Origin of the sequence: Lutimaribacter pacificus, from assembly GCF_900142185.1 — a bacterium.
Lineage (GTDB): Bacteria > Pseudomonadota > Alphaproteobacteria > Rhodobacterales > Rhodobacteraceae > Lutimaribacter > Lutimaribacter pacificus.
The window spans coordinates 34,300-50,593 of record NZ_FQZZ01000007.1; the positions used below are offsets into that span (position 1 = coordinate 34,300).

The 16,294-nt window shown below is 60.7% G+C and carries 17 protein-coding genes; 3 read left to right on the forward strand and 14 right to left on the reverse strand.

Annotation, left to right across the window (positions count from 1 at the left end):
* From F3H87_RS16365 to F3H87_RS16375, 3 genes are read right to left on the reverse strand one after another with little or no spacing between them, the layout of a single operon-like run.
* Positions 1-300 carry a TrbC/VirB2 family protein gene (locus F3H87_RS16365; protein ID WP_027264441.1) on the reverse strand — a complete coding sequence of 100 codons (300 nt, stop codon included), beginning with the start codon at positions 298-300 and terminating at the stop codon, positions 1-3.
* Positions 297-917: a lytic transglycosylase domain-containing protein gene (locus tag F3H87_RS16370; protein WP_027264440.1), complete on the reverse strand. Its 621-nt coding sequence runs from the start codon at positions 915-917 to the stop codon at positions 297-299. The genes F3H87_RS16365 and F3H87_RS16370 overlap by 4 nt, the downstream gene beginning before the upstream one ends.
* 43 nt (positions 918-960) lie before the next feature.
* Complete coding sequence (locus F3H87_RS16375) at positions 961-1,317, reverse strand: hypothetical protein (RefSeq protein ID WP_027264439.1); 357 nt, start codon at positions 1,315-1,317, stop codon at positions 961-963.
* Positions 1,318-1,461: 144 nt separating this feature from the next.
* Between F3H87_RS16375 and F3H87_RS16380 the strand changes: the two genes are divergently transcribed.
* Both F3H87_RS16380 and F3H87_RS16385 read left to right on the forward strand, forming a co-directional pair.
* Complete coding sequence (locus F3H87_RS16380) at positions 1,462-1,782, forward strand: hypothetical protein (RefSeq protein ID WP_223228095.1); 321 nt, start codon at positions 1,462-1,464, stop codon at positions 1,780-1,782.
* A gap of 156 nt (positions 1,783-1,938) precedes the next feature.
* The gene (locus F3H87_RS16385) at positions 1,939-2,196 is read left to right on the forward strand and encodes a helix-turn-helix domain-containing protein (RefSeq protein WP_027264437.1); all 258 of its coding nucleotides are present in this window, start codon (positions 1,939-1,941) and stop codon (positions 2,194-2,196) included.
* Positions 2,197-2,336: 140 nt separating this feature from the next.
* On the opposite strand, the gene F3H87_RS16390 is transcribed toward F3H87_RS16385, so the two are convergent.
* The 10 genes from F3H87_RS16390 to F3H87_RS16435 all read right to left on the reverse strand — a co-directional run bounded on the left by F3H87_RS16390 (position 2,337) and on the right by F3H87_RS16435 (position 13,708).
* The gene (locus F3H87_RS16390) at positions 2,337-3,083 is read right to left on the reverse strand and encodes a hypothetical protein (protein WP_027264436.1); all 747 of its coding nucleotides are present in this window, start codon (positions 3,081-3,083) and stop codon (positions 2,337-2,339) included.
* Positions 3,084-3,730: 647 nt separating this feature from the next.
* Positions 3,731-4,471, reverse strand: coding sequence for an MBL fold metallo-hydrolase (locus F3H87_RS16395; RefSeq protein ID WP_081710590.1), 741 nt, complete (start codon positions 4,469-4,471; stop codon positions 3,731-3,733).
* Positions 4,472-4,672: 201 nt separating this feature from the next.
* Positions 4,673-5,239: a biotin transporter BioY gene (locus F3H87_RS16400; RefSeq protein WP_027264434.1), complete on the reverse strand. Its 567-nt coding sequence runs from the start codon at positions 5,237-5,239 to the stop codon at positions 4,673-4,675.
* A 49-nt stretch (positions 5,240-5,288) separates the two neighbouring features.
* Positions 5,289-6,455 (reverse strand): acyl-CoA dehydrogenase family protein, encoded by a 1,167-nt coding sequence (locus F3H87_RS16405; protein ID WP_027264433.1) that lies wholly within the window; start codon positions 6,453-6,455, stop codon positions 5,289-5,291.
* Complete coding sequence (locus tag F3H87_RS16410) at positions 6,452-8,455, reverse strand: acetyl/propionyl/methylcrotonyl-CoA carboxylase subunit alpha (RefSeq protein WP_223228096.1); 2,004 nt, start codon at positions 8,453-8,455, stop codon at positions 6,452-6,454. Before F3H87_RS16410 ends, F3H87_RS16405 begins: the two co-directional genes overlap by 4 nt.
* A complete protein-coding gene (locus F3H87_RS16415; protein WP_009803479.1) occupies positions 8,452-9,246 on the reverse strand; it encodes a crotonase/enoyl-CoA hydratase family protein in 795 nt (264 codons plus the stop codon). The genes F3H87_RS16410 and F3H87_RS16415 overlap by 4 nt, the downstream gene beginning before the upstream one ends.
* A 9-nt stretch (positions 9,247-9,255) precedes the next feature.
* Positions 9,256-10,854 carry an acyl-CoA carboxylase subunit beta gene (locus F3H87_RS16420; RefSeq protein WP_027264431.1) on the reverse strand — a complete coding sequence of 533 codons (1,599 nt, stop codon included), beginning with the start codon at positions 10,852-10,854 and terminating at the stop codon, positions 9,256-9,258.
* 4 nt (positions 10,855-10,858) lie between these two features.
* The gene (locus F3H87_RS16425) at positions 10,859-11,488 is read right to left on the reverse strand and encodes a TetR/AcrR family transcriptional regulator (protein WP_036051609.1); all 630 of its coding nucleotides are present in this window, start codon (positions 11,486-11,488) and stop codon (positions 10,859-10,861) included.
* Positions 11,489-11,668: 180 nt separating this feature from the next.
* A complete protein-coding gene (locus F3H87_RS16430) occupies positions 11,669-12,499 on the reverse strand; it encodes an SDR family NAD(P)-dependent oxidoreductase (protein ID WP_027264429.1) in 831 nt (276 codons plus the stop codon).
* A gap of 24 nt (positions 12,500-12,523) precedes the next feature.
* Positions 12,524-13,708, reverse strand: coding sequence for a lipid-transfer protein (locus F3H87_RS16435; protein ID WP_027264428.1), 1,185 nt, complete (start codon positions 13,706-13,708; stop codon positions 12,524-12,526).
* Positions 13,709-13,961: 253 nt separating this feature from the next.
* On the opposite strand from F3H87_RS16435, the gene F3H87_RS16440 reads away from it, so the two are divergent.
* Complete coding sequence (locus tag F3H87_RS16440; protein WP_027264427.1) at positions 13,962-14,573, forward strand: acyltransferase; 612 nt, start codon at positions 13,962-13,964, stop codon at positions 14,571-14,573.
* A 111-nt stretch (positions 14,574-14,684) separates the two neighbouring features.
* Here F3H87_RS16440 and F3H87_RS16445 read toward each other — a convergent pair whose 3' ends face one another.
* Complete coding sequence (locus F3H87_RS16445; protein WP_027264426.1) at positions 14,685-16,292, reverse strand: acyl-CoA carboxylase subunit beta; 1,608 nt, start codon at positions 16,290-16,292, stop codon at positions 14,685-14,687.
* Between the last annotated feature and the right edge of the window lie 2 nt (positions 16,293-16,294).

Below are 16,294 nucleotides of genomic sequence, written 5' to 3' on the forward strand. Positions count from 1 at the left end.
TTACGGCGTACCACCACCAAAGACGGCGGCAACGATCGTCGGCGCTGCTGCAACGCCGGCGATGCCGACCATCACCCAGAGGGCCTGGCGCAGGTCGATGATGTTGAAAAACCAGCTGAGGAACACGCCGAGGACCGCGAGGGTGGCGATGACGACGCCAAGCGGCCCGGTCAGCGCGTCCACGATGCCCTGAAGCAAGCTCTGAATCGGGGAGAGGTCGATGCTCTGGGCCAGGGCCGGTTCTGCCGAAACGATGAGGAGAGCGGCGAGGGTGATCAGGGATTTCGTCATTGGCTTCATGGGGACGCTCCTTCCAGCCGGTTGAAGACGGCCAGCACCCGCTGGACGTGGTTTTGGGTTTCTCGAAACGGTGGAATGCCGGAATGCTCGCGCACAGCGTCGGGCCCGGCATTGTAGGCGGCGAGCGCGAGGCGCGCATCGCCAAACTCGGCCAGCATTAAGGCGAGGTAACGCGCGGAGCCGTCGAGGTTCTGCCGCCAGTCATGAGCGTCGACGCCAAGTGCCCGGGCCGTATTGGGCATCAACTGCCCGAGCCCGACCGCCCCGACATGGGAGACGGCGTGTGGATTGTACGCGCTCTCGATCTCGATATTGGCGCGATAGAGGTGGAGCCAGTCCGTGACGGTGATATCGGCTGCACGGAGCCCAGGGTGGCTCGCATAGCGCAGTCCGGTCTCCTCGATCGCGGCGAGAATATCCGGGCGTGGCGTGAGCGCGCGAGGGGTCACCGCCGCGACGCGCACCCCTTCACGTCCCTCGGTGCGGCTCTCCTCGCCCAGGATGCGCAACCCGTCTGAGGTCGAGCCAACGCCGACCCCGTCATTGTAGTTGCGCGCGAACCGTTCCTGAGCGCGCGACGGCGAAAGAGAGCCATCCCCCGCCATCACCAGGACCATGTCTGCCGATGCCGGGAGGCCCAGGGAGGAAAAGAAAAGGGCGCTAAGCCCGGCTGGCAGCCATCTCTTCGCTGGAAAGCTTCTGAACCGTCCGCTTGCCCTCTTCCAGGGGCACGTCGGCGTGCGAGAAACCGATCCCTTGCAGGAAGGAGATGACCCCGGTGACGGTCTTGATCTCGCGGATCTTGATGTCGTTGCGCGAGGTTCGGGTCCGGGCCGTGACCAGAAGTTTCTCGATCCCGTCGTCGCTGACAGCGCGCATGATCCAGACCCCATGCCAGTTGGGGCCTTTCTTGAAGGCGTCTTCCTTGCAGACAACTTCGACGCGATAGCCGCTGGCGACCAGATCGCGGAATCTGGGTTCGGTGACCACATTCGGGGCTTCTTTTTCTAGGTCCATCACCCGGATCACGTTCTCCAACAGGGCGAATGACCGGGCTTCAGGTGTTGAAACCAAGTCATACGATGATATATTATTGACGCACAAGATAAACTTTTGATGCGACAAGCGGATTCTTGCTCAATTAACGAATAGACGGTTCCCATGCATTTGATCAAGGAAATAGGGGGCTTGGACGCCCTCAGGTTGTGCACATCGACCGTGGCACAAGCTATACTTCTGGTCACGTGCCTGGTGGGTGAAGCCTCCGCCGCGTCCTGTTTGCCGCCGCCCAGGCCGTTCGTGCCAAGCGATTCCGAAGCCGCGCAAGCCTATGCCGATCTCATCCGCAGCGACTTTGAGCTCTACATCCGGGACATCCAAAGCTACTTTCGGTGCTTGGAGGAGGAGCGTGCCCGGGCGTTCGAAGAGGCGCGCGAGGTGAGCCAGGACTACGGACGCTTCCTGGAATTGATGGACGAGTGAATTGGCCGCGACCTTTTCGAAGGGCCGCCGTCTTGTGACATTCCGCCGTATCGGCGGCGTGCAATTCGGAGTCTCTATCATCATGTAAACGCTCATTATCCACTTTTTAGATAATCTATAAAGTAGATTAGCCCTGTCACAAGAGGTTTGTGACACGTGGCGAAAACGATCAGGAGTTCGGGACATGAAGCACTTCGCGACGCTTTGATTGCGGCGCGGAAGGTGGCTGGTTTAACGCAGGCGGAGCTCGCTTTGCGTCTGAGATGTCACCAGTCTTTTGTCGCCCGTCTGGAGAGCGGCGAGCGTAGGGTCGACGTGGTTGAGTTGATCGTACTCGCGCGTGCTCTGCAGATCGATCCGGTTACGCTATTGGCGGCAGCCGAGGCGGCGACGGATCTCAATCACCGGATTTAGGACGAGGCGATGGGATCGTCGCCTCTTATGGAGTGATGAGCTCAAGCCCCGGTGGGACCGAGGGGCAATGATAACAACGAATTGTTACGGGGCGCTGCGACGCACGGCCTCTGGTACAGGTTTGGTGCAGGGAAAACGTCTTAGTAGTTCACCTGCTCGAACCCGTAATTGCCCTCGTAGTCTCGCCAGTCGACGAAGACCGAGCGGTGATAGATTGAGGGACAATGATCGCCCCAACGTTCCAAGCCGACATGGGCCTCGGGCAACGCCGCGACGGAAGAACGAGACCACGAAAAATCGCCCTGGGTTCCATAGGTTCCGAGACGGATGTGTTCGTACCGGCTGCAATCACTGTCACGGGACTCGACTTGCTGCGCGTAGCGCACATCATAGACACGGATAGAGCGGACGAAATTGAATTCCGGCCCACTGATGTCGATATCGGCGCGGTTCTGGATCAAATGTAATGCGAACCCGTCAGGTTGGGGTAGGGGGTCGACACCTTTCGACCGCAGGACGGCTGGCAAGAGGGCGCCAGCGTTCTCGGGATCAGATTCTGCGAGGCTCTGGGGCAGGTGAGAAGCGTTGGAGAAGAGGATGTCAAAGACACGCGGAGTGCGACCGGGATCGTCTACAGGTTCGAAGGAGGCCCCCATGGGGCAACGCCAGATCTGCAGCGGGGGCTCGACAGGCCAGGGCGTGATCCGACGGATGAACTCTGCACGCGCCCGCGAGCAAGGTTCTGACGCCGGCCAGCCGCCGGAGAGGCAGAGCAGAATGGCGCAATCGATCGGGTAGGTCTGTGCCGAAGCCTTGGTCGAGGCGCCGAAGAGGGAAGCCGTGCTCACAATCGTTGCAAAAGTAAAATGTCGAAGGAAACTGCGCATGACGAGGTTCTCAGTCGGCTGATATGCGTATGTTATGAGCTTCAATAGTATATTATTGTAAGAATGTCAATCTAACGCAGTTTGTTTATCGCGGTTTCAGGTTTAGGGCGGGTCCGGTGAGATCGATCGCCCACGTGACAACTTTTCAAGGAGATCTGTGACTGCATCGTTGGCTACTGCCTTCGCAGCAGCGAGCATGTCCTTGCTCAGAAGTGGATCTATTTGGTCGGCAGCGCGCTCGGTGCCGAGCCAGAGTATGGACAGCTCGGATGTGTTCCATTGATAGACCCAGCCAACAGTTCGGCCCTCGGGACTACGGATGAGTCGAGCGACCGGAGCCGCTTCTTCCTTGTCAACACTCACTGGTTCTTGATCGCCTTTACTATGTACAATCTGTCTGTCAGGTGGGCCGCCGCGTTTGTTTGGTCGTTCAGGGCAAACTCAATCCCATTCCGGTGAAAAGAGGCGGCACCGGCGGAGCCGATGCCGCCAAGGTTTCGCCCACAGGGAGGTGGTAGAGGGCGAAATTCAATGATATCAATGCGCCGAAAGCATTCGCATAACGCGTCTTATGTTAATTTACAGACTCCGCCATCTTGTACCGCCCGCGACTCAGACAACAGCTTCTCCAGATGCGCCGCAACGTTTCATCCTGCGGCCATTGCGATATGTGGGTCGGTTTTCTGGTAGACGGAAGCGGCGATATTCTGGACCGAATCCGGGGTGTTTGAGAGGTGGGCGAGGATCTCCGCCTCGCGACGCATGCGGTTGGAAAGCAACCGTTTGACGTAAGGTTGCGGATCCCGGAGTATAGGTCCGTGCCCCGGAAAGTAGATCCTATCGTCGCGCTCAATCAGCCGCTGTAGCTGCGCGCAGTAGTCGTGCATGTTTCCGTCAGGGGGGCTGACGATCGAACTGTTCCAACTCATAACGTGGTCGCCCGTGAAGAGCACTCCGTCAGGTCTCGCGAAACAAAGGTGGTCGCTCGCGTGACCAGGTGTGTGCAGGACGGTAAGACCGGCAATGACCTGTCCGTCCTCCAGAAACCGGTCAGGTCGAAATGCATCGTCAGGGAATGCCCGTGAGGCATAAACAGGTGCGTCTGTCCGTGCTCGCAGGGCTGGGACGACTCCAAAATGATCAGAATGGTGGTGTGTGAGCAGAATCCCAGATGGTTTGGCCCCCAAATTTTCGATGATTGCCCCGAAATGTGTACTGTCTTCTGCTGGGCCGGGGTCGATTATGAACCGACCATCAGGCGTATCAATGATGTAGCTATTTGTCCCGTGGTAGGTCATCTTTCCGGGATTGTTCGCGACGATCCTCAGAATTCCAGGGGCCAATTCGACTCCCTTCGCGCGGCAAGGCTCCGGCTCTGAGAAAAACATGCTGCTTCTTTTCATTGTGTGCGACCAGGTATTGATTGCGAACAATTTGGTTCGCACAGTTTTGCGCATTGCTCTCGCATGGCGCCGGAAACCTCAGGCTGGCGTCCGGTGCCTGCCAAATCTGGCATCGGACCATTTCAACTTATATTGGACTAAGACCGTATCAGACTGAAACAGTCTGATACGGTCTTGGGCTGGCAGTCACACAGCGCGGCGATTATGGTAAGCTGTATACAGAACTACAGCAATTGTCGCCTTCGTCAGATCCCCGAGAAGGAACGGATAAAGACCGGCGTTCAGCAACTTTTCGCCATAGCCGACAAAGCCACCCAACCAGAGCAGCCCTGCGCAATACATGACTATCGAACCCAAAAAGACCGCGACAGATGCTCTGAATGAAGGCCAAAGTCCTTGCAGTGCTTGAACAATCCATCCGGCAGCGGCCGCTGCAAGTGCGAAGCCTACCAGGTATCCGCCTGTGGGACCCGCAATATACGCCAGTCCGGCCGGCGCCGGAGGCGTGCCTGCGAAGACCGGCAGGCCAAGCAGACCTTCAAAAAGGTATGCCACAACAACAAGACTACTGCGCACCGGCCCCAGGAAAAGGCCCAGACCCAAGACAACCAGGGTTTGTGTAGACATGGGAACCGGGTAGAACGGCACCACGATTTTGGCGGATAGTGCCAAAAGAATTGTGCCGACGAGTATTATCGAGATTTCTCGGGTCAGTCTTGCGACTGATTGGCTTTGAGTGGTTTCCAGATTCATCTTTTTCGTCCTTGTTTCTGAAGATTGTTATTTTTTTTGGATAGTAAGCTCACATGCGCTTGGCGACTTCTTCCAACATGACTTCGCTCGCCCCGCCGCCGATGGCCTGCACACGGGCATCGCGTGACATGCGTTCCACCGGTGTTTCGCGCATATAACCCATGCCGCCGTGAAACTGGACGCAGTCATAAAGTACGCTGTTCACCAGTTCGCCGCAATAGGCTTTGACCATCGAGACCTCTTTCACGCAGTCACCGCCCGCGGCATCCAGACTGGCGGCGTGATAGACCAGCTGACGTCCTGCCGCGATCCGCGTCTGGCAGTCGGCCAGCCGTTGGCGCACGGCCTGCTTGTCCCACAGAACGCCGCCAAAGGCTTTGCGCTGCTTGACATAATCCACGGTCATGTCGAGCGCGGTTTGCGCTTCGGCACATGCCATCGCACCCAGCACAATGCGTTCGTTCTGGAAGTTCTTCATTACCGAATAGAAGCCGCGGTTGACCTCGCCCAGAACGTTTTCGGCCGGGATGCGGACATCTTCGAAGATCAGTTCGGCAGTGTCCGAGCACAGCCAGCCGGTCTTGTTCAACGCCCGTCCGACCGAAAAGCCCGGCGTGCCTTTTTCGACCGCAAATATGGTGATCCCGCGCGACCCCTTGGCATCGGGATCGGTCTTGGCACCGACAAAGTAGAGATCGCCATGCACGCCGTTGGTGATGAACATCTTGGTGCCGTTCAGCACCCAATCCGACCCGTCCCGCACCGCGCGGGTGCGCATGCCGGCCACGTCCGAGCCCGCGCCCGGCTCGGTCACGGCGACGGCGGTGATCATTTCGCCAGAGGTGATCGACGGCATCCACCGCGCCTTCTGTTCGGGCGTGCCGGCGTTTTCCAGATGCGGCGACGCCATGTCGGTGTGGACCAGAACCGTGGCCGAGAATCCGCCGAAGGTGGATCGCCCGACCTCTTCGGCCAAAACCACGCTGGACATCACGTCCAGCCCCGCGCCGCCATACTGTTCGTCATAGCGCATCCCCAGAACGCCGAGATCACCCATCCGGCGCAGCACGTCGCGGGGCACCATGCCCTCCTCTTCCCAGGCCTCGGCCTTGGCGGTCACCTCGGTTTCGATGAACCGGCGCAGCTGGTCGCGGATCATCTCGAGGTCTTCGTTGAACGGGCCGGAGGCCGCGGTGATGTTGTCTTGTCTGGTCATGTGTTTTCCTCTGGATCGAGTTTGATAAGTGGGGCGTGCCCGGCAACCGTGTCGGCCGGTGCACAATAGATTTCCGTCACCACGCCCGCGACCGGCGCGGGCAGGCTTTGCAACAGCTTCATGGCCTCAAGCACCACCAGCGTGTCACCGGCTTTGACGCGGTCGCCGAGTGCGACGCGCACCTCGGCAACGGCGCCGGGCATGGGTGCGGACAACAGGTCAGCGCCGCCAGATCCACCGGTGGCACGTTGCAGATGCTGGTCTTCCAGCGTGCGCAGGTCTGTCGCGGTCATTCCGGCAGGGGTTTGCAGGTGCACTCGCCAGTGACCCGGCGCGCGCACGACGTAAGTGATGCGCGAAAACGGAACCCCGTCGATGCGTCCGCTCAGACGGCATTCGGTTAAAGCGGCACTCTCGACCGTGATGGTCTGGCCGTCCGGCTGTACGGCTGTCAACACAGACCCGGAGCCGTTTACGCGGATCGGGTCGTCTTTGGTCGTCTCCCAATAGGATGCTGCACCGGGCCACCCCGCAGGTGCCGTGAGCCGCCATGACCCCAGGCTTTCCCAGGGCGACGCGCCCGCCGGGGCGAGATGCAGATACAGCGCCATCGCGGCAAGGGCCATGTCCCGGGGATCAGCGGACGGTTCACTCCAGCCGCCTGGGAACATCTCGGGCAGGCCCGAGGTATGGTGCCGGAACGCCGCAAAATCCGGGTGTGTCAGCAACGCGCGCTGATAGGCCAGGTTCAGACCGACGCCACCGACTGCAAAGGCATCCATTGCGACAACCGCCTGACGGATCGCACCGGCCCGGTCCGGCGCGTGGACGATCAGCTTGGCAATCATCGAATCGTAATGGTGGCTGACGACCGAGCCTGCCTCGACCCCGGTATCGAGCCGCACGCCGGCGGGCGGAGCCCAAAGGCTGATCTCGCCCGTTTCGGGGCGGAAATTCTCGGCCGGGTTTTCGGCGGCGATGCGGATTTCAATGGCGTGCCCGTCAAACTGCACATCGCCTTGCGTCAGCGCCAGCGGCTCGCCCCGCGCGATGCGCAACTGCCATTCGACCAGATCGATGCCGGTGATCGCCTCGGTCACGGGGTGTTCCACCTGCAACCGGGTATTCATTTCCAGAAAGTAGTATTCACCGCGCCCGGGGTCATAGAGGTATTCCACCGTCCCGGCGGAGCGATAGCCGATCGCCTGCGCCAACCGCACCGCTGCCGCACGCATGCGGTCGCGCACAGCCTCGGGAAGATCGGCGGCGGGGGCTTCTTCGATCAGCTTTTGGTGGTTGCGTTGCAGCGAACAATCGCGGTCGCCCAGATGCAGCACGGTGCCGTGAGTGTCGCCCAGAACCTGCACTTCGACGTGGCGGGCACGGGGTGCATAGCGTTCGAGGAACACCGCCGGATCGTCGAAGGCGCTCTGCGCTTCGGCCCGGGCAGATGCAATCGCGTCGGGTGCGTCGCCCAGATCGGAGACCAGCCGCATCCCGCGTCCGCCGCCGCCGGCGCTGGCCTTGACCAGAAAGGGGGTGCCAAGCGCCTCGGCCTCTTGCAGCAGGCGCGCGTCGGACTGATCCTCGCCGCGATAGCCGGGCAGGACGGGCACGCCTGCGGCTTCGGCGGCAGCCTTGGCCTCGATCTTGGAGCCCATCCGCGCGATAGCGTCGGGTTCCGGCCCGATGAACACAAGGCCCGCCGCCTCGACCGCCGCCGCGAAACCGGCATTCTCAGACAGAAAACCATAGCCCGGGTGTACCGCATCCGCGCCCGTCGCCCGCGCGGCCTCAAGGATGGCCGCGACGTTCAAATAGCTGTCCGACGGGGCGGCCCCGCCGATGCAGACGGCATGATCGGCCTCGGCCACGAAGGGCGCGTCGCGGTCCGCGTCCGAAAACACCGCTACGCTTTCCAGCCCCAGTTTGCGGCACCCGCGCTGGATGCGCCGGGCAATCTCGCCCCGGTTGGCGATCAGAACGCGGGTGAAGCTCATTTCACCCGCCATGACGGAACGCCCTTGTTGATGAAACTGTTGATGCCTTCGATACCTTCCTCCGTCTCCCACGCATCGGCCAGCCGGTCGGCGGTGTAGATCATGTTGGTCTCCAGATCGTGGGACGCGACATAGGCGATCAGCGCCTTGGTATCGGCCACCGCACCCGGCGCGGCCTGAAGGTGATCATGCACCACCCGGTTCACCGTGGCGTCCAGGTCGCCCGGCGCGACAACCTCGGTCAACAGACCGATCCGCTCGGCGCGGGCGGTGTCGAACAACGCCCCCGACAGCATGGTCTCACGCGAATGCACCTTGCCGATGCGGGCCACCACGTAAGGCGATATATTCGCGGGCAGAAGGCCCAGTTTGACCTCGGTCAGACCGAAGCGCGCGCCTTCGGCGCCGATGGTGTAGTCGCAGACGGAGATCATGCCGACACCGCCACCGTAAGCCGGGCCGTTGATCCTCCCGATCAAGGGTTTGGGCAGCGTGTCAAGACGGCGCAACAGCCGCGCCAGCGTGGCGCTTTGTGCGACCCTTTCACTACGGGTTTTCTCGACATTAGAGGCGAACCAGTTGAAATCGCCGCCCGCGCAGAAGCTCTTGCCCGCGCCGGTCAGGACCACAATACGCACATCGTCATCTGCAGCCAGCTTTTCGGCGGCATCGTATAGCTCTGCGATCAATTCGCCATTCAGCGCATTGTGTTTGTCGGGGCGGTTGAGCGTCAGCGTGGCGACGCCGCGCGCATCGGTTTCGACAAGGATCGTGTTGTAGGTATTGGTCAACTTGAAGCCTCACATTCTGAATACAGGCGTATGGCGACCGGCTTCGGGCACCGATGTCACGATGGCCAGGCACAGGCCAAGGATATCGCGGGTTTGCGCGGGTTCGATCAGCCCGTCATCCCAAAGCCGCGAGGTGGCATAATAGGGATCGGACTGTTCACCGTACTGGGCCCGAACCTGCTCCTCGATCAGCTTCATGTCGGCCTCCATCTTGCCCGGGTCGCCCCCTTTCTGGCGGCGCAGTTCCAGCATCACATTTGTGGCGATGTCGGCAGACATGGTGGCCAGTTCCGCAGTGGGCCAGGCAAAGAGAAAATTCGGGGCGAAGCCACGTCCGCACATGCCGTAGTTGCCCGCCCCGTAAGAGCCACCCAGCAGCACCGACAGGCGCGGCACCTTGGCCACCGACATGGCATAGACCAGCTTGGCGCTGTCCTTGGCTATGCCGCCGCGTTCAGCGTCGGTGCCAACCATGAAGCCCGAGATGTTGTGCAGGAACAAAAGCGGGATGTTGCGTTGATCGCACATCGACACGAATTGCGCGCCCTTCAGCGAACTTGCGGACAAAAGCGCACCGTTGTTGGCCAGAATGCCAACCCGGTATCCATGGATGCACGCTGTGCCACAGACCAGCGTCTCACCCCATCCGGGCTTGAATTCGCGGAATTCGCCGGCGTCGATCATGCGCAGCAGAACCTCGCGCATGTCATAGGGCTGTTTGCGATCGGCGCTGATGACGCCAAGCAGTTCCTGGGGATCATGCGCGGGCGGCTGTGGTACCTTGTCGGGCTGCATCGCGCGCGACTGGCCCAGCTCGGCCACGATGTCGCGCATGAGTGCCAATGCGTGGTACTCGTCCTCGGCCAGATGGTCGGACACCCCCGAAACACGCGAATGCATCTCGGCCCCGCCCAGCGTTTCGCCATCGACCTCTTCGTTGATCGCCACCTTGACGATCGACGGCCCGCCCAGATGGATGCGCGCGTTGCCGCGCACCATGATGACCTCGTCCGACAGGGCCGGGATATAGGCCCCACCGGCCGTGCAGCCTCCAAAGACCGCCGAGATCTGCGGCAGACCGCTCGCCGACATGTTGGTCTGGCGATAAAAGGAATTGCCGAAATGCCGGGCATCGGGGAAGACCCTGTCCTGCTCTGGCAGATAGGCACCGCCGCAATCCACCAGATAGAGGCAGGGCAGCCGGTTCTCGGCTGCGATTTCCTGGGCGCGGATGTGTTTCTGCACGGTTTCGTGATAGAAGGAACCACCCTTCACTGTCGCATCGTTGGCGATCACAACGCAGGGCAGCCCGTGGACGATCCCGATACCGGTCACGATCCCCGCACCGGGCACCTCGCCTCCATATTGACCGTAGGCGGCAAGCGACGACAACTCAAGAAATGCAGTGCCCGGATCCACCAGCAGGTCGATCCGTTCGCGGACCAGCAGCTTGCCGCGCTTGCGATGCCGCGCGACCATGTCGGGGCGGCCGCCAGCCGTTGCTTCGGCGATCCGCGCACGCAGCGTTTCGACGCGCTCGCTTTGTGCGGCGTGGTTGCGGGTGTAGGTCTCTGATGCGGTCAGCACCGCTGTTTCAAGACGTGCCATGTAGTCAGGTATCCTGTCTTTGGAGTATCCCGTTGAGGAACACATCGGCATAGGTGCGTGACAACGCATCGGCGCTACCGCGGTCCGGGTCGAACCAATCGAGCGTGGCGTTCAATGTACCGATCAGCATCAGGCGCAGGCGACGGATATCGACGTCTTGCTTCAGCGTGCCATCTTTCTTAAGCTGGGACAGAAGACTGTCCCACTCTGCCTCATAGGCCCTTCGCGTGGGCAAGTTGGCATCCCGGACGGATTGCGGCACCTGCCCGAAAATACGCACATTCGCCGATGTATAATCGCTCACATCAAGAAGCGCGCGCAGATGCGCCCGGATCGCGGCGCGCAGTACCGTTTCGCCGTCGGTATCGGCCCGCAGGTCGGTGATGGCGTCTCTCATGCTCGCGTGAACGACTCGAATCCCTGCATCAAGAACGGCCGCGACGATCTCGTCCTTGGAACCGAAATGATAGTATATGCTACCCGCCTTGATCCCGGCGGCCTCGGCAATTTTTCGGAGCGAAACGGACCCGTAGCCTTGTTCGCGGAAAAGCCGCGCGGCAATGTCCAGCACCCCGTCCCGTCCAACCGCGCTGCGCGATGTCTCGTTGGCTTTGATTGCCGTGTTCTGTGCCATAGACCTTCGTATCGCTCCAACGCCTAACTAACGCCTGTTAGGTTAACAACGCAAGTGAGTCAATCGTCGTGATCGTGCCAGACTAGAGTTTGCGGAAAATTCCGCATTGGCGACCGCCAAGAGGCCGTCCAGACATTAATGTGCTTGCCCGGACCCCGTCATCGGGTCCGGGCAAATGCCTTAGATCACGAAACCGCCACCGCAGATGACGTGCTGGCCTGAAATGAAGTTCGATTCCGGCGCACAGAACAGATAGACGGCACCGGCAGCTTCTTCCGGAGTGCCGACCCGGCCCAGCGGGATCATGCGCTCCATCTGGGACAGGAGATCGGGGTTCACGCCGACCTTGATCTCTTTTTCTTCGACCTTGATCGTGCTGTCGCCATCCGCGCTGCCTTCGGTCAGGCGGGTGCGGATCGGGCCGAAGGCGACGGCGTTGACGTTGACCTTGTAGCGGCCCCATTCCTTGGCCATCGTCCGGGTGACCCCTAGGATACCGGCCTTGGCGGCGGAATAGTTGATCTGGCCAGCATTGCCGCCGGTCCCTGCGATGGACGAGATGTTGACTACCTTGCGGAACACCTCTTGCCCGGCGGCGGCCTCTTCCTTGGCCTTGGCGCTGATCACCGGCTGGGCAGCGCGCAGGATCTTGAAAGGTGCCGTCAGGTGGACGTCGATGATCGCCTGCCACTGTTCGTCGGACATCTTCTGAACGACGCTATCCCAAGTGTAGCCTGCGTTGTTCACGATGATGTCTAACCCGCCAAAGCTGTCCACGCCGGTCTTGATGAACCGTTCGGCAAAACCGTCTTCGGTAACGCTGCCGGCACAGACCACGGCCTCAGCACCCATTGCGCGCACCGCCTCGGCGGTTTCATTGGCCGGATCGGCGTCCAGATCGTTGATCACCAGCCGGGCCCCTTCCGAGGCCAGTTTGAGAGCGATTTCGCGGCCAATGCCCCGGCCCGAGCCCGAGACCAGCGCCACGCGCCCGTCGAGTTTTCCAGTCATATTGATTCCTCCCGAAAGGCGCTATCAGGCTTTTTCATAAAGCGTGGTGACGCAGGCCCCGCCGAGGCCCAGATTGTGCTGAAGCGCCAGACGTGCGCCATCAACCTGGCGCGCATCTGCCTGGCCGCGAAGCTGCTGAACGAGCTCGGTACATTGCGCTAGGCCGGTCGCCCCAAGCGGATGGCCTTTGGACAAAAGACCGCCCGACGGGTTGGTCACGTATTTTCCGCCGTAGGTGTTGTCGCCATCATCAACGAATTTCGCCGCTTCGCCGCGACTGCAAAGGCCAAGCGCCTCATAGGTGATAAGCTCGTTGTGGGCGAAACAGTCGTGCAGTTCGACCACATCCACGTCCTCGGGCCCGATGCCCGCGTCCTCGTAAACCTGATCGGCGGCGCGCTTGGCCATCGAAAAGCCGACCACTTCGCGCATGTCATGGGCTTCGAAAGTTTCCGGGCCGTCCGTCGTCATGGCCTGCGCCGCGATCCGAACCGAACTGTCCAGTCCGTGCTTGTCGGCGAATTCCTTGGAACAAATGATCGCGGCGGCCGCGCCACAGGTTGGCGGACAGGCCATGAGCTTGGTCATGACGCCGGGCCAGACGACCTGGGCGGCCATGACGTCTTCCGCCGTCACCTCCTGCCGGAACAGGGCAACCGGATTCTTCGCAGCATGTCGGCTGGCCTTGGCGCGGATTTTTGCGAAGGTTTCCAGGGGGGTGCCGAACTCGTCCATATGCGCCTTGCCCGCACCGCCGAAGTACCGCAGCGCCAGCGGGATCTCGGCACTGCCAACCAGTTCGTCGGTTTCTCTGTCGAATGCCGCAAACGGGCTGACCCGGTCATGGAACATCGCACCGATTGCGCCGGGCTGCATCTGTTCGAACCCAAGTGCCAGAGCACATTCGACCGCGCCGCTTTCAACTGCCTGCCTGGCCAGGAACAGGGCGGACGATCCGGTCGAGCAGTTGTTGTTCACATTCAGAACCGGGATGCCTGTCATTCCGACATGGTACAGGGCGCGCTGACCGCAGGTGCTGTCGCCATAGACATAGCCAACATAGGCCTGTTGGACTTTATCATAATCCAACCCTGCGTCTGCCAGAGCGGACCGGGTCGCAGCGGTCGCCATCACATCGTAGCTTTCGGATTTTCCCGGCTTCTGGAACGGGACCATCCCAACGCCTGCAACATAGGCTTTGTCTGTCATTTCTCTCTCTCCCAAGTTCGGTCAGGCCACCCTAATCGGTCCGCCAGCCTATTTTCTACCATTTGTTAGATTTTAAATCCCAACCTTGGGAAGTGTCAATATTGCCAAGCTGTGACGTAGGGAGCTTGCGCTATTTTCTAACTTGTGTTTGTTTTCGGGCCACACGCCCTGATCGGCGGCACAATTGAGGGATTCTGGTCCCGGCGCAACCGCTGACAAGCGTTTAGCACTCAGCTTACGAAAGGTGGTCGGAATGGCATACTGTTATGAGTTCAAGGGTTTTATACCCGTCGTGCCCGAGGATACATATGTCCACCCCCAGGCCGTTCTGATCGGAAATGTCATCTTGGGTCATGGATGCTACATCGGCCCCGGAGCAAGCTTGCGGGGCGATTTCGGCAGGATCGTGATCGGGGATGGAGCCAATGTTCAGGACAATTGCATCATCCATTCCTTTCCCGGCCGCGACGCCGTGGTGGAAAGCGACGGCCACATCGGCCATGGCGCGATCCTGCACGGTTGCACAGTGGGCCGGAACGCTCTGGTCGGAATGAATTCCGTCATTATGGATGGTGTAGAGCTTGGGGCGGAATCGATTGTCGGCGCGCAGGCGTTTGTGCGTGGCGAAACCGTGATTCCGCCGCGTTCGATGGTGGTGGGATCGCCGGCAAAGGTGATCCGCGAGGTCAGCGAGAAAGAAGTCGCGTGGAAAACGCGCGGCACCGCGGAATACCAGCAACTTGCGCGCGACTGTCTGGCCGGATTGACGCCGGTCGAACCGCTGAAGGCGGTCGAGGCAGACCGGCCCGGCATGGCGGCCTCTGACGTCGTCTCCATTCAGGAGGCGCGGCGGACATCGTCCTGACCTGTCCGGGAACCGGACCGGTCAGGACTACTTCAGATTCCGAAAGCGCCAGATGGAAGCGCCTTGACGCGGAACGGCACTCCCCGACCCGGTGTGCCGTCCCTCAAGCCTTTACAGACGGAAGATCCCGTAGTGCGGATCGTCGATCGGTGCATTGAGCGAGGCAGAAATCGACATGCCAAGCGCGTTGCGTGTGTCCGCCGGATCGAGGATGCCGTCATCCCACAGTTCCGAGGTGGAGGTATAGGCTTCGACATCGCGCTTGTATTTTTCCAGCACCGGTTCGCGGATCGCGGCGATTTCTTCTTCGGTCAGCTCTTTGCCTTCGCGCTGAAGCTGCCGAATCTTGACGTCCGCCATGGTATTAGCGGCCTGATCCGCCCCCATCACGCCGATCTCGGCTTGCGGCCACATAAACAGCGTGCGCGCATCCCAGGCCCGCCCGCACATGCCGTAATTGCCTGCCCCGTACGAGGCATTGGCGATCACTGTGAACTTCGGCACGACCGAACCGCCCTGCGCCATCAGCATCTTGGCACCGTCCTTGGCGATGCCGCGTTCTTCGTATTCGCGGCCCACCATATAGCCAGTGATGTTCTGAAAGAAGACCAGAGGTGTGCGGTTCTGATTGCAAAGCTGCATGAAATGCGCCGCCTTCAGCGAGCTGTCGTTGAACAACACCCCGTTGTTGGCAAGGATGCCAACCTTGTAACCCCAGATATGGGCAAAGCCGCAAACCATCGTGGTGCCATAGTCGGGCTGGTATTCGTGAAAGCGCGAGCCATCGACGATCCGCGCCAGAACCTCGCGCATATCAAACTGGGTTTTCCGGTCCTTGGGGATGATCCCATAAAGCTCCTTGGGGTCGTAGTATGGCTCTTCAAAAGCGGCGGTTTCGATGATCGTTTTCGGGGTGCGCTTCCATTGGCTGACAATCTCGCGCGCCAGTGAAAAGGCGTGCTGTTCAGTGGCGGCTCGGTAGTCGCCGGTTCCCGAAACCGAGGTATGCATAACCGCCCCACCAAGTTCCTGAACACCGACCTCTTCGCCGGTGGCCGCCTTGACCAGCGGGGGACCGCCAAGGAAAATCGCGCCTGTGCCTTCGATGATGATGTTGTAGTCGCTCAGCGTCGGCACATAGGCACCGCCAGCCGTGCAGTGTCCGCCGACCACGGCAATCTGCGGGATATTGGCCTGGCTCAGCTTGACCTGGTTGCGGAACACCCGCCCGCCCAGATACCGGTCGGGAAACACCCCGTGCTGCAGCGGCAGGAAACCGCCCGCGCTGTCGCAGATATGGATGACCGGCAGGCGGTTTTCCAGCGCGACATCCAGAAGACGCACGACCTTTTTGACCGTATGTGGATACCAAGCCCCGCCCTTGACGCTAGCGTCGTTGGCGTGGATGGCGACCTCGCGACCCTGCACAATACCGATGCCCGTCACCACAGCGGCGCCAGGCACGGTGCCATCGTATTCGCGACAGGCGGCAAGTGTGGAAAACTCCAAAAACGGAGTGCCGGGGTCCAGCAGCAGTTTCAACCGCTCGCGCACGCCCAGTTTGTTCTGGCGGGCAAGGCGGTCGATATCGCGTTGCGGACGTTCGAAACGCGCCGCGTGCTGGCGGGCGTGGAATTCCTTCAGCCGTTCAGACATGGCGGCGAAATTTGCCTTGTAGTCGGCGGCATTGGTGTCGATCTGACTTTCAATCCTGCGCATTG